This window comes from Paraburkholderia sartisoli, assembly GCF_900107685.1.
GTDB lineage: Bacteria > Pseudomonadota > Gammaproteobacteria > Burkholderiales > Burkholderiaceae > Paraburkholderia > Paraburkholderia sartisoli.
Genome location: NZ_FNRQ01000002.1, coordinates 290,940 through 303,753, shown reverse-complemented (window position 1 = coordinate 303,753; position 12,814 = coordinate 290,940). Strand labels below are relative to the sequence as shown.

At 65.3% G+C, this 12,814-nt stretch carries 11 protein-coding genes; 4 read left to right on the top strand and 7 right to left on the bottom strand.

Annotation, left to right across the window (positions count from 1 at the left end):
- Window positions 1-14: 14 nt before the first annotated feature.
- The 4 genes from galE to BLV45_RS08550 are packed head-to-tail and all read right to left on the bottom strand — an operon-like array spanning window position 15 to window position 4,386.
- Window positions 15-1,052 carry a UDP-glucose 4-epimerase GalE gene (gene galE / locus BLV45_RS08565; RefSeq protein ID WP_090531795.1) on the bottom strand — a complete coding sequence of 346 codons (1,038 nt, stop codon included), beginning with the start codon at window positions 1,050-1,052 and terminating at the stop codon, window positions 15-17.
- A gap of 11 nt (window positions 1,053-1,063) precedes the next feature.
- Window positions 1,064-2,212, bottom strand: a complete 1,149-nt coding sequence (locus tag BLV45_RS08560; protein WP_090531793.1) for a glycosyltransferase family 4 protein — start codon at window positions 2,210-2,212, stop codon at window positions 1,064-1,066.
- A gap of 57 nt (window positions 2,213-2,269) precedes the next feature.
- Window positions 2,270-3,127, bottom strand: coding sequence for a glycosyltransferase (locus tag BLV45_RS08555; RefSeq protein ID WP_090531791.1), 858 nt, complete (start codon window positions 3,125-3,127; stop codon window positions 2,270-2,272).
- Window positions 3,124-4,386: an oligosaccharide flippase family protein gene (locus BLV45_RS08550; protein ID WP_090531789.1), complete on the bottom strand. Its 1,263-nt coding sequence runs from the start codon at window positions 4,384-4,386 to the stop codon at window positions 3,124-3,126. Before BLV45_RS08550 ends, BLV45_RS08555 begins: the two co-directional genes overlap by 4 nt.
- Window positions 4,387-4,725: 339 nt before the next feature.
- Here BLV45_RS08550 and BLV45_RS08545 point away from each other — a divergent pair, with 339 nt between their 5' ends.
- The 4 genes from BLV45_RS08545 (at window position 4,726) to waaA (ending at window position 9,846) form a co-directional block, all read left to right on the top strand.
- A complete protein-coding gene (locus tag BLV45_RS08545) occupies window positions 4,726-6,120 on the top strand; it encodes a phosphomannomutase/phosphoglucomutase (RefSeq protein WP_090531787.1) in 1,395 nt (464 codons plus the stop codon).
- A gap of 230 nt (window positions 6,121-6,350) precedes the next feature.
- The gene (gene waaC / locus BLV45_RS08540) at window positions 6,351-7,352 is read left to right on the top strand and encodes a lipopolysaccharide heptosyltransferase I (protein ID WP_090531784.1); all 1,002 of its coding nucleotides are present in this window, start codon (window positions 6,351-6,353) and stop codon (window positions 7,350-7,352) included.
- A 144-nt stretch (window positions 7,353-7,496) separates the two neighbouring features.
- Window positions 7,497-8,381, top strand: a complete 885-nt coding sequence (locus BLV45_RS08535) for a Kdo hydroxylase family protein (protein ID WP_090531782.1) — start codon at window positions 7,497-7,499, stop codon at window positions 8,379-8,381.
- A 139-nt stretch (window positions 8,382-8,520) separates the two neighbouring features.
- Complete coding sequence (gene waaA / locus BLV45_RS08530; RefSeq protein WP_090531780.1) at window positions 8,521-9,846, top strand: lipid IV(A) 3-deoxy-D-manno-octulosonic acid transferase; 1,326 nt, start codon at window positions 8,521-8,523, stop codon at window positions 9,844-9,846.
- Between the two features lie 7 nt (window positions 9,847-9,853).
- Here waaA and BLV45_RS08525 read toward each other — a convergent pair whose 3' ends face one another.
- The 3 genes from BLV45_RS08525 to BLV45_RS08515 are packed head-to-tail and all read right to left on the bottom strand — an operon-like array spanning window position 9,854 to window position 12,759.
- On the bottom strand, window positions 9,854-11,374 hold the full coding sequence (locus BLV45_RS08525) for a glycosyltransferase family 39 protein (protein ID WP_090531779.1): 1,521 nt from the start codon (window positions 11,372-11,374) through the stop codon (window positions 9,854-9,856).
- Between the two features lie 33 nt (window positions 11,375-11,407).
- Window positions 11,408-11,800 carry a GtrA family protein gene (locus tag BLV45_RS08520; RefSeq protein ID WP_176954105.1) on the bottom strand — a complete coding sequence of 131 codons (393 nt, stop codon included), beginning with the start codon at window positions 11,798-11,800 and terminating at the stop codon, window positions 11,408-11,410.
- The gene (locus tag BLV45_RS08515) at window positions 11,797-12,759 is read right to left on the bottom strand and encodes a glycosyltransferase family 2 protein (RefSeq protein WP_090531777.1); all 963 of its coding nucleotides are present in this window, start codon (window positions 12,757-12,759) and stop codon (window positions 11,797-11,799) included. Before BLV45_RS08515 ends, BLV45_RS08520 begins: the two co-directional genes overlap by 4 nt.
- Window positions 12,760-12,814 lie beyond the last annotated feature (55 nt).

The following is a 12,814-nucleotide window of genomic DNA, read 5'->3' as shown; positions in this document are numbered from 1 at the left end:
GCCGTCGCGCGCACCTACGCCGCGTCAAACCCCTTCGGATTCGTCGACTGCCAGCGCCAGTGGTCCGCACACATCCGCTCGATGCCGAACTGCGCGCGCCATCTGAGCAGCTTTTCCGCGGCAACCGGATTGGCGAAACACTGCGCGACGTCGCCAGGCCGGCGCGCGACGATTTCATAAGGCACAGGCTTGCCCGACGCCTTTTCAAACGCATGCACCACATCCAGCACGCTATACCCCTGGCCCGTACCGAGGTTCACGACGAAGCTCGCATCGTGCTTCACCAGCGCGTCGAGCGCCGCAAGGTGCCCGCGCGCGAGATCGACCACGTGAATGTAGTCGCGTACGCCGGTGCCATCGGGCGTGTCGTAATCGCCGCCGAACACGCGCAGCTTTTCGAGCTTGCCGACCGCGACCTGCGCGACGTACGGCATCAGGTTGTTCGGAACGCCGGCGGGATCTTCGCCGATCAGGCCGCTCTCATGTGCGCCGACCGGATTGAAATAGCGCAGCGTCGCGATGCGCCAGGAAGGATCGGAGACTTCGAGATCGCGCAGCACCTGTTCCGCGATGAGCTTCGATTGCCCATACGGATTCGTCGCGGAAAGCGGAAACGATTCGTCGATCGGCGAGCTTTCCGGCACGCCATACACGGTCGCGGACGAACTGAACACGAATTGCTTCACGTCGCGCTGACGCATCACGTCGAGCAGCACGAGCAGGCTGTCGACGTTGTTGCGGTAGTACTCGATCGGCTTTGCCACCGATTCGCCCACCGCCTTGAGCGCCGCGAAGTGGATCGCCGCCGTAACCGGATGTGCGTCGAAAATGCGCTTGAGCGCCGCTTCGTCGCGCGCGTCCGCTTCATGGAACGCGAGCGTCCTGCCGGTGATTCGCTCCACGCGCTTCAGCGACTCGGGACGGCTGTTCACGAGGTTGTCGATGACGACCACGTCATAGCCGCCGTTCAACAATTCGACGCACGTATGTGAGCCGATGAAACCCGCTCCGCCTGTCACCAGGATCGTGCCTTTCGCGTTTGTTGCAGACATGCTTTGCTCCGTTAAAGTGAAACGCCCGTCAAGGTGTGCAACAGGTCTTTATATCGTTCGACGACAACCCGCTCGTCGAATTCCGCCGCGACTTTCTTGCGGCCGCGTTCGCCCATCGCGCGGCGTTCCTCGCCGCTCATGTCGAGCATCCGTGCGAGTTTCGCGGTGAGACTCTCCGCGCTCTTCACCTCGCACAGCAATCCGTTCACGCCGTCGGCGACCACTTCGCGGCAACCCGGCACGTCGGTGGCGACGATCGGCCGGCCCATCGCCGACGCTTCCATCAGCGTGCGCGGCACGCCCTCGCGATACGACGGCAGAACGACGCAGTCGGCATCGGCGATAAAAGGCCGCACATCGTGCGCCTCGCCCGCGTAGGTCACCACGCCTTCGCGCTGCCATGCGTCGACTTCCGCCCGCGTGATCGCGCTGGGATTATCCACGCCAACCGGCCCGAGCAGCAAAAAGCGCGCATGCGGGTAACGCGCGCGCAACTGGCGCGCGGCTTCGACATATTCGCCGACGCCCTTGTCCCACAGCAGGCGCCCGATCAGCACGAACGTGAAATGCGCCCGCTCCGCGAGCGGCGTGAACGCAAACTGGTCGAGATCGACACCTTCGCCGTGCAGCAGACGCGCGCGCTCAGGGTGTACCAGCAGCTTCTGGTCGAGGAACGCGGCTTCGTCGTCGCGATTGAGAAACCAGATCTCGCGCGGGAAGCGGAAAGCGAAACGGTACAGTTTTTTCGCAACTTGCGCCGCGCGGCTTTGCTGGATGAAAACGTAGCCAAGCCCCGTTGTGACCGCAACCGACGCCACGCCCGCCAGTTTCGCCGCGACCGATCCGTAGATATTCGGCTTGATCGTATAGTGAAACACGACGTCCGGGCGAATCGTCCGGTAGTGACGATAGAGCGCCCACAGCGTGCGCAGGTCGTCGCGCGGGCTCGTGCCTTTCGATGCCACCGGCAGGTCGATGCAGCGGCAGCCCATCTGCGTGAGGAGGTCGAACGTGCGGTCGCGCGGCGCGATCACGGTCACGTCGACGCCCTTCTCGACGAGCATGCGGATCAACCCCTGACGATACGTATAGATCGCCCACGCCGTGTTGCAGACAAGGCTGATGCGCAACGTGTTACCTGACTCCAGGAAAGGCTTCATGCGGGGTTCGCGATAGGGCGTGGAATGTCGTTAAAGGGAAACTGCTTTCCGTGCGGTTCAGCGTTGCGCGCGCGGGGCGAACAGCGTGCGTTTGATCCGCTGCAAAACGCTATAGGGTGTCACGAAATGCAGCAGGTTCTTGGCAAGACCGAGCCAGTCGTACACGTTCGCCGCGTTGAAATAATGCAGTTGCAGCCTGAGCGTCGAGGCGATCTGCTGGTGACGTTTCGTCGCGCTGATGCCGCCTTCGTTCAGTTCGTAATAGAGGCCCAGTTCGGCGAGATTCGCGCACTCGTAGCGGTCCATCAGGCGCAGGAACAGGTCGAGGTCTTCCGCCGAACGATAGAGTGCGCGATAGTTGCCGACGGCGCGCACGGCGTCGATGCGCAGCATCATCGAAGGATGCACGAAGCAGCCGCGCAGAAAACGGATGCGGCGGATCGCCCGCGGCTCGGCGGGCGGCCTCAGCATGAAGACCGGCGTGCCTTTGCGCGTGACCACCTGCGCCCACATGCCGAGGCCGGCAACCCGTGGATGCGCTTCGAGATGCGCGCGCTGTTTCGCGAGCCGGTGCGGCACCGTGAGATCGCCCGCGTCGATGCGCGCGGCGTAGCGAAAGCCGCGTTCGGCGAGCGCGTCGATGCCCGTCTGCAACGCACGTTCGATGCCGCCGTTCTCCGGCATGCGCAGCACTTCGATCGACATGTTCGCGATCGTCGGCGCGACGATCGGCGGCGTGCTGCCGTCGTCGACGATGAGCGCATGGACGGGTGCGTCCTCGTTGAACGAGGCGAGCGTGCGGTCCACGTCGGCCTGGCCGTTGTACGCGGGCATCAGGATCGCGACGTCGCGAAGCGCGCCCACGCGCGGCGCGCCGGCGGTCGGGTCAGCGGATAACGGCACGGATGAACTCATGAACGCAGCTTGAAACCGATGTAGTAGAAGTTGACCGCGGCAGCGGCCAGATAGCCGGCCGCGAGGCCGACGAGCGCGCCATACGCGCCCAGCCGTGGAATCATCAGCAGATTGACGATGAAAGCCACCGCCAGCGCGAGCAGCCACTTCGACAGCAAGACGAATTTCGCCTGATATTTCAGCACGACGAGGTTGCCGATCGCCTCGATGCCCGCCGGCACGGAGAGCCACACGGCCCAGCGAAAGATGCCGGTCGCGCCTTCATATGAAGGCCCGAACACATGTCCGATGATGAAACCGGCCAGCAGGTCGAGCACGAGCGCGCCGCCCACCATCAGGAGCGCGGTCATCGCCATCAGGCGGACCATGTTGCGGCGCAGGCGGGCGGCGTCCTGCACGCGGTAGACGAAGGCGGGCGCAAGCGTCTGCGCGAGCATCAACGCGAGCGTGATCCAGTTTTCGTTCAACTGCTGCGCGGCGGAATAGCGCCCAAGATCGGCAAACGAGATCGTCCGTTCGAGCATCAGCCGGTCGAGCTTCAGAAACAGGTACATGCAGATGAGGCCGAGCCAGAACACCGTGCCCGCCGTCGCGAAGTGACGAAAGAGCGAGCGGTCGAGATGCCAGCCGAGCCGGCCCCCATGCCGGCGTATGTAATACACCAGCAGCACGGCGCCGATCGCGGCCGATTCCAGCGCCCACAGCCAGCCGAAACGCGCGGGCGCCGTGGCCGCGCGCACCAGCATCCAGACGAGCGCGGCCTTGAAGATGGCCGTCGTCATGCTGGTGAGCAACTGTGGCTTGCTGTACGTCATGCTTTGCAGCCACGCGTTGATCACGCCGACGAACGGCTCGCGAAACAGCATCGTGACCGCGAGCCCGGCGAGCATCGCGCCGACGAGCGGATCGGTCAGGCCCGCGGCGATACCGGCCCACGTCAGCAGCAACGCGACGGCGGAAACCGCGATGCGCAGCACGAACGCGCTGCCGAGCACGGTGCCGAGCTGTTCGGGCGGACGATGGACGATGGTCGGCACGAGAATTTCCGCGCCGCACACCCATGTGACAGGCGAAAGCACGAGCAGCAGCGTGTTGGCGTACTGCCATTTGCCGAACGTGTCGGGGCCGAAATAACGCGCCAGCACGCCGCTGATCGCAATCGCGACGGCGATCTGCGTCAGCCGTTCGAGACCCAGCCAGACGATATTGGCGAACGCCCGGGTGACGTCCGGGCTCGCGAAGCGCCTGAGCGTCAGCATCCGCCGCCCGAGGGTGCCTGCGAGGTTACCCCGGATGCTGACTGTGACGCGGTCCGGGCAGCCCCTTCAGCACGCGCCGTGCCTGCTCCGACGGAAACAGGAACGGGTCCGTGAGCGCATGCCCGCCTCGTCGCACGCCGTGGCAACTTTATGAGGGAGACGCGTCTAAGCATTAGAATAGGCGCCAGAAGGCGTGTTTGAAAAACCGCAATTATAAGTTGGAACCGGACCGCTTCCGGCAAGGGCGCGATCCGCTCATCACGAGCTTCATCATGAAGGTCGTCGTGGTGAGCGGATCGCGCCAGTCAAATTTCTCCATTGCACGCAAGTGAGCCATTCATGATCTCCAAATCGATTTTCAAGGCCTATGACATTCGCGGCGTGATCGGCAAGACGCTCGACACCGACGCGGCCCGCTCGATCGGCCGCGCGTTCGGCAGCGAAGTGCGTGCGCAGGGCGGCGACGCCGTCGTGGTCGCGCGTGACGGACGCCTGTCCGGTCCGGATCTCGTCGCGGCACTCTCGGACGGCCTGCGCGCGGCCGGCGTCGACGTCGTGAACGTCGGCATGGTGCCGACGCCCGTCGGCTATTTCGCGGCCAGCGTGCCGCTCGAGCTCGCCGGCGGCGAGCGTCGCGTCGATTCGTGCATCGTCGTGACCGGCAGCCACAATCCGCCCGATTACAACGGCTTCAAGATGGTGCTGCGCGGCGCGGCCATCTATGGCGAGCAGATTCTCGCGCTGCATCAGCGCATCGTCGACGAAAACTTCGCCGAAGGCAGCGGCACCTATACCGAATACGACATCGCCGACGCGTACCTCGAGCGTATCGTCAGCGACATCAAGCTCGCGCGTCCGCTGAAGATCGTCGTCGACACGGGCAACGGCGTGGCGGGCGACCTCGCGCCGAAGCTCTTCAAGAAGCTCGGCTGCGAACTCGTGGAGTTGTTCACGGAGATCGACGGCAACTTCCCGAACCATCACCCGGACCCGGCGCACCCGGAAAACCTGCAGGACGTGATCCGCGCGCTGAAGGAAACGGACGCGGAAATCGGCTTCGCGTTCGACGGCGACGGCGACCGTCTGGGCGTCGTCACGAAAGACGGCGAGATCATCTATCCGGACCGCCAGCTGATGCTGTTCGCTGAAGAAGTCCTGTCGCGCAACAAGGGCGCGCAGATCATCTACGACGTGAAATGCACGCGCAATCTCGCGAAGTGGGTGCGCGAGAAGGGCGGCGAGCCGCTGATGTGGAAGACGGGCCACTCGCTCGTGAAGGCGAAGCTGCGTGAAACCGGCGCGCCACTCGCGGGCGAAATGAGTGGCCACGTGTTCTTCAAGGACCGCTGGTATGGTTTCGACGACGGCCTGTACACCGGCGCGCGTCTGCTCGAAATCCTCTCGCGCGTGAAGGACCCGAGCAAGCTCCTCAACAGCCTGCCGAATTCGCACTCCACGCCGGAGCTGCAACTGAAGCTCGAAGAGGGCGAGAACTTCGAACTCATCGCGCGTCTGCAGGAAAACGCGCGGTTCACCGGCGCCGACGACGTCGTGAAGATCGACGGCCTGCGCGTCGAGTATCCGGACGGCTTCGGTCTCGCGCGCTCGTCGAACACGACGCCGGTCGTCGTGATGCGCTTCGAGGCGGATAACGACGCGGCATTGAAGCGGATTCAGGAAGACTTCCGCCGCGTGATTCTCGCGGCGAAGCCGGACGCAAAATTGCCGTTTTAACGGTCAGACGGGCGGCATCGCGGTTGGGTTGCACCCCTTCCGCGATGACACCGCCGTCGGACGCGGCGCGTGGCGGGAGCCATTGCGCCGCGTTTTTATATGGTCTGCCAGCGCGGGTCCGCGCGCCCATCCGGACGTTCGCACGCGACTTATCCCGGAAATAGTGCCGGTCGCGATAGAATTGCCGTCCCATTCACGCATCTTCGAGCCGGTTTGCCGGCAATTGCCACTTGAGCGTACACAAGATACTGATCGTGCGGGTGTCGTCGCTGGGCGACGTCGTCCACAACATGCCGGTGATTGCCGATATTCTTCGCCGGTATCCCGAGGCGCAGATCGACTGGCTCGTCGAAGAGAGTTTTATCGAGCTGGTGCAACTCGTCCACGGCGTGCGCCGTGCAATTCCGTTTTCGCTGCGTCGCTGGCGCAAGCGCCTGTTTTCGCTCGACAACTGGCGCGAGATCGGCGCGTTTCGCCGCGCGCTGGCCGCGGAGAAATACGATCTCGTGATCGACTGCCAGGGGCTCATCAAGACCGCGTGGGTCGCGAGCTGGGCACGCGGGCCGCTCACGGGCCTCGCGAACCGTACCGACGGCGCCGGCTTCGAATGGCCGGTGCGCTTCTTTTACGACCGGCGCGTGCCGATCGCGCCGCGCACGCACGTGGTCGAGCGCACGCGCCAGCTGGTGGCGGCCGCGCTCGGCGAACCCGCGCCGCAACCGACCGACCACATCGACTTCGGCCTCGACACGCGGCAAGCCGCGCTGGCGATATCCGCGCTCGGGCTGAACCTGCCGGTGCCGTACGTCGTGTTCGTGCATGCGACCTCGCGCGCCGACAAGCAATGGCCCGACGCCGCGTGGATCGAGCTGGGCCAGGCGCTCGTGCGGCGCGGCGTCTCGCTCGTGCTGCCGTGGGGTAGCGACGCCGAACGCGAGACGAGCGAGCGGCTCGCACGCGAATTCGGCGCGGCGGCGGTCGTGCCGCCGAAGCTCTCGCTGCCGGCGGTGGTGGGCCTCATTGACGGCGCGGCGGCGACCGTTGGGGTTGACACAGGTCTTGTTCACATCGCGGCGGCCCTGAAACGGCCGACAGTCGAGTTGTACAATTTCGCCACCGCGTGGCGCACGGGCGGCTACTGGTCGCCGAACGTCGTCAACCTCAGCACGGCCGGCCAGCCGCCGACGCTGCAACAGGTGAAGGCCGCGCTGGCCGGCTTCGGGTTGCTGTGAGGGCGCGGCGCTCTGCTTCGGGGAAACGCGAACGCCTCGATGCATGCGCACGCTGACGGCAACCGGCCTCGCCGCGCCGCGCTGTAACCGGCGGCAAACACGCTATACGCTCCATCCGCTTCAAAAAGGGCAAAAAGGGCGACCATGAACGAATCCCAGATCATCGAAGTCGCATCCGCCGACTGGCAGGGACTGAACCTGTCCGTTGCGCGCGAGACGCTGCTTGCCGGCGTCGAGCGCGGCAAGGTGCTGTATTTCCCGAACCTGCGTTTTGCGATCGAAGGCGGCGAGCAGGCGCTGCTCGACCCGGCGCTCGCCGACCCGAAGCGTAAGAACATCAGCCTCGAACCGAACGGCGGCGCGCTCCACGGCGTACTTGGCGACGCGGTCACGCAGTCGGCCGTGCGCGCGCTGATCGCGCGGTATCAGGCGAACGCTCGCTCGCTGGTCGACGGCCTCTTCCCCGAATACGACGGCAAGCTGCGCGTCGCGCCGACGAGCCTGCGCCTGCATCAGGTCGAAACGCGCCAGACGTCATGGCGCAAGGACGACAGCCGCCTGCACGTCGATGCGTTCCCGTCGCGGCCCAATTATGGCGAGCGGATCCTGCGCGTCTTCACGAACGTCAATCCGCATGGCGCACCGCGCGTATGGCGCGTGGGCGAGCCGTTCGAGGACATGGCACAACGCTTCCTGCCGAAGATCAAGCCGCAGGTGCCGGGTTCGGCCTGGTTGCAGCATCTGCTGCATGTCACGAAATCGAAGCGCAGCGAATACGACCATCTGATGCTGAACCTGCACGACGGCATGAAGGCCGATCTCGACTATCAGAAGGCCAGCCCGCAGGAGACCATGCCGTTTCCGCCCGGTAGCGTCTGGGTGTGCTTTTCGGACCAGACGTCGCACGCGGTGATGTCCGGCCAGTTCATGCTCGAGCAGACGTTCTTCCTGCCCGTCAAGGCCATGGCGCAGCCGGAATGCGCGCCGCTTGGCATCCTCGAACGCCTGAAGGGCAGGGCGCTGGTTTGAGCGCGGCTCTTCGCGCGTTGCGGCCGGTTTTGCGTCCGGGGTTGCGCCGCTGTGTCCGGCCTGGCGCCCGTCCTCACTTGCCGGGCGGGCTTTGCCGCGTCGCGGGCGCCGGTTGCGTTTCCGCGCTTGCGGAGGCGCGATGCTAAGGGCCATCTATAACGCGCTCTGGTGGATCGTCGCGCCCGTTGCCGTGATCCGGCTCTATGTGCGCTCGCGGCGTGAGCGCGGGTATCGCGAGCATATCGCCGAGCGTTTTGGACATGCGCGTGAACGTCGCCTCGACGACGACGCGCCGCTGATCTGGGTGCATGCGGTATCGGTGGGCGAGACGCGCGCCGCGCAGCCGCTCATCGAAGCGCTGATCAAGGCGCGTCCTGATGCGCGCATCCTGCTTACGCACATGACGCCGAGCGGCCGCGCGACCGGCGAGCAGATTTTCGGCGACCGCGTGCTGCGCGCCTATCTGCCGTATGACATGCCGCATGCCGTGCGCCGTTTCCTGCGCGCGTGGCGGCCCACGATGGGCGTGGTGATGGAAACCGAAGTGTGGCCGACGCTCATCGACGAATGCCGTCGCGCGGATGTGCCGCTCGTGCTGACCAATGCGCGGATGTCGGCGCGCTCGTACAAACGCGCGGCGAAGTTCGGCAAGGCGACGCGCGAGGTGTTCGGCGGCTTTGCGCGCGTGCTCGCGCAAAGCCCATCGGACGCGGAACGGCTGACCGCGCTCGGTGCGCGCAACGTCGCCGTGCTCGGCAACCTCAAGTTCGATATGGCGACGCCGCCCGAACTCGCGGCGCGCGGCCACGCGTGGCGCGCGGCAATCGGCACGCGGGCGGTGTGGGTCGCGGCGAGCACGCGCGAAGGCGAAGAGGCGCTGGTGCTGCAGGCGTTCGCGGCGCTCGGCGTCGAAGATGCGCTGCTGATTCTCGTGCCGCGCCATCCGCAGCGCTTCGATGAAGTGGCGGCGTTCGTCGAGAAAACTGGCCTGCGTCTCGAGCGCCGTTCGACGTGGGCGCCCGCCGGCGCGGCGTCGAGCCCGGTGGCCGCCGCGCCGGCGATCGCGGCGTTGCCCCAGGACGTGACGGTGCTGCTCGGCGATTCGATGGGTGAACTGGGCGCTTACTACGCCGCGTCCGATCTGGCGTTTATCGGCGGCAGCCTGTTGCCGCTGGGCGGACAGAATCTGATCGAGGCGTGCGCGGTGGGCGTGCCGGTGCTGATCGGTCCGCACGTGTTCAACTTCACGCAGGCAACGGCCGATGCGGTCGCCGCCGGCGCGGCGGTGCAGGTGCAGGATCCGGCCGGGCTCGCACGCGCGTTGCGCGAACTCTTCGAAGACCGCTCGCGACGCATCGCGATGGGCGGCGCGGCGTCGGCGTTTGCCGCGCGCCATCGCGGCGCGACGGCAAGAACCGTTGATGTACTGACCACGCTGCTGCCGCACGAGCGCCCGCGCAGCTGAGTTACCGCTAGCGCGGCAGCATCATGAACACCTGATAGGTATGCTCGGGCATCGACATGCCCCACGTGTGCTTGCGCACCCGTACGACGAGCGGCTGCACGCCGCTCAGCGCGCCTGACGCCTGCTGGCACGCGGTGTCGTCCTCCTTGCACACCAGCACCGCACCCTGACTCTCCAGATCGGCCGGTTTCAACCAGGGCGTGGTGCGCGGTTCGTCGACGTTCCAGAACCGCGTATGGCCGTTGCTGTAGAACGCAATCGACTGGGCTTCCTGCACCGATCCGCCGACGATTGGCAGATCGTGGCCGGTGCGCTCGCGCCATGCGTCATGAACGACCTGTGCCAGTTCGGCGCGCGGATCGGTTGCGTTGTCGCCGTGTTTTCTGGCGTTGAGATAACCGACAGTCCCCGCTGCGACCAGCACCAGCACCCAGTAGACACAGAACGCACGCACCGCGCGCACCGGCTTGAGTTGAATGCCCGCGTGATCCAGAACCGCGAGCCACAGCGGAACGATCGCAAACCACTGTGCCATGCCCCACACCGAAGCCATCTGGGTTTTCGCGAGCACCGCCATCGCACCGACGACGATCCACGGGCCCATCGCAAGCGCCCACAGTTCCGGATGCAGCGACGGCCTGACGACCGCCTGCGCCATCAGTTTCGCCGCGCGCCGGTGCTCAACCGGAACCAGCAGCAGCACGAACCCGAAGCTCAGTGCGAGGTAGCCGATCTGCGCGAGCGTATAGATGCCAAAGCGGCTGACCGCGTCGAGCAGCATTCCGCCGGTGCGCTCCGATGCGTAGCCGAAGGTCGGGAAGTGATTCACCACGAGCCACCGGACGTGCGCGAACAACGCGACCACGCTGCCCGCGGCGACCCACAGCGAGCCTGCGCTGAACGTCCGTACACGCCACGCCGGCCGCGCGAGCGCGGCGCCGAGGAGCGCCACGAGCAGCACGATCGAGAAGTACTTGCCGAGCACCGCGAGCCCCGCGAACACGCCGAGCGCGAACGCCCAGCGTCGCGCGCCCGACTGCATGAAGCGCACGAAGCAATACGCCGTCCACGGCCACACCGACAGCAGCACCGCGTTCGCGTTGAACTTGATCGCGAGGTTCGTGTAGAGCGGCGAGACGGCCATCGCGAGACCCGCGACGATCGCGAGCCGCCACGGCAGGAACCGCCGTGCCAGCGCGACGATCCCGAGCAGCCCGATCAGCGCGTTGAGCGCCGACAGGCCGAAGTACGCGAGATCCGTGTGGGGCGCGATGCTGAACCACGCAGCCGTGATCCATCCGAACAGCGGCGGATGCTTCGAGTAACCTGCCTGCCATTCGATTCCCCATGCGTAGTTCTCGACCATGTCGCCCTGGAAGTCGAGGTTGCCGCGCGACAGCCACGCGGCGAAGGTCCAGACGAGCGCATGCACGAACAGCAGCGACAGGACACGGACGTGGCTGGATTGCGCCGCGGTGAGGTGAGAGCGAGCGGAGGTGTCGTCGGAAGAAGCGAACAGGTCGGCCATGCGAAGTCCCGGATAAAAGCGGCGCGTTTTACGTCACGCTGTATGTGTTTTGAACGCCCATATCGAATTCGCGACGTACGTGGTCGCGAGGACGCAGGCGGTTGCCGCGCATTGCGCGATCAGATAGGGCAGGTGAATGTCATTGACGAGCAGGAACATGCACACGCTGTTGACCGCGAGACCCGCCGCGGCCACCGCGAAAAACCGGGGCGCGACATGCGCGTGCCGGCCGGTGCTTCTGAACGTCAGGTGGTAGTTGAGGACGTAGTTCACGATCGCGCCGAACACCGCGCCGATGCACGACGCGGCGACCGCGCCCAGCAGCTTCGTCGAGACGAGCGCGAACAGCACGACATACTGCACGCCGGTGCCGGCCGCGCCGACACCCACATACGCGCAGAACCTGAGCCATCTGCGCTGCGTCACGAATCGCCCTGCTGATAGATCTTCCGGATGATGTATATGGGACGACGCTTCGTCTCCACGTACATCCGGCCGATGTATTCGCCGATCACGCCGATGCCGATCAGCTGCACGCCGCCCAGAAACAGCACGGCGGTAATGATCGACGCGTAGCCCGGAATGTCCACGCCGCGAATCAGCGTACGCAGCATCAGATACGCCGAATAGAGCATCGCGAAAGCCGCCGTCAGGCCGCCGATATATGTCCAGATGCGCAGCGGCAGCGTGCTGAAGCTCGTCATGCCCTCGAGCGCGAAATTCCAGAGCTTCCAGCCGGAGAACTTCGTCTTGCCGGCCGCGCGCGGCCGGCGCGAATATTCGATCTCCGCGGTCCGGAAACCGATCCACGCGAAGAGGCCCTTCATGAAGCGCCGGTTTTCCGGCAACTGCTTGAGGGCGTCGACGGCGGGCCGCGACATCAGCCGGAAGTCGCCCGCGTTCGCGGGAATCTTGATGTCGGAGATCGCGTTGTGTACGCGGTAGAAGAGCGCGGCGCTGCTGCGTTTCGCGTAGGTGTCGGTCTGCCGTTCGGCGCGCTTCGCGAGGACGACGTCAAAGCCTTCGCGCCACTTCTCGACCATCGCGGGAATCGCCTCCGGCGGATCCTGCAGGTCGGCATCGAATGGGATGACGGCCTCGCCCGTCGCGGCGTCGATCCCGGCCGTCATGGCCGCTTCCTTGCCGAAATTGCGGGACAGGTCGATGACCTTGATGCGCGGGTCGGCAGCACATGCCGTGAGCAGGTGATCGAGTGTCGAATCGGTACTGCCATCGTTGACGCAGACGATTTCGTAGTCGGCATTCGCAATATTGCGCAAAACCGGATTTACTTCACGAAAAAATGCGTCGATGACCTCCGACTCGTTATAAAAGGGCACGACGAGCGAAATCAGGTCTTTCGCGCCCGGACTCCGAGGGATCATCTTTGTCTTTGGGGAAAGGCGGCAATGTTATCAGGCGTCAGGCTCGCGAACACAA

What these genes read in the sequence shown, in the direction of transcription:
- galE (WP_090531795.1), bottom strand. Translation starts at nt 1,052, where the DNA reads ATGTCTGCAACAAACGCGAAAGGCACGATCCTGGTGACAGGCGGAGCG.
- BLV45_RS08515 (WP_090531777.1), bottom strand. Translation starts at nt 12,759, where the DNA reads ATGATCCCTCGGAGTCCGGGCGCGAAAGACCTGATTTCGCTCGTCGTG.
- BLV45_RS08560 (WP_090531793.1), bottom strand. Translation starts at nt 2,212, where the DNA reads ATGAAGCCTTTCCTGGAGTCAGGTAACACGTTGCGCATCAGCCTTGTC.
- BLV45_RS08535 (WP_090531782.1), top strand. Translation starts at nt 7,497, where the DNA reads ATGAACGAATCCCAGATCATCGAAGTCGCATCCGCCGACTGGCAGGGA.
- BLV45_RS08525 (WP_090531779.1), bottom strand. Translation starts at nt 11,374, where the DNA reads ATGGCCGACCTGTTCGCTTCTTCCGACGACACCTCCGCTCGCTCTCAC.
- BLV45_RS08545 (WP_090531787.1), top strand. Translation starts at nt 4,726, where the DNA reads ATGATCTCCAAATCGATTTTCAAGGCCTATGACATTCGCGGCGTGATC.
- BLV45_RS08555 (WP_090531791.1), bottom strand. Translation starts at nt 3,127, where the DNA reads ATGAGTTCATCCGTGCCGTTATCCGCTGACCCGACCGCCGGCGCGCCG.
- waaA (WP_090531780.1), top strand. Translation starts at nt 8,521, where the DNA reads ATGCTAAGGGCCATCTATAACGCGCTCTGGTGGATCGTCGCGCCCGTT.
- BLV45_RS08550 (WP_090531789.1), bottom strand. Translation starts at nt 4,386, where the DNA reads ATGCTGACGCTCAGGCGCTTCGCGAGCCCGGACGTCACCCGGGCGTTC.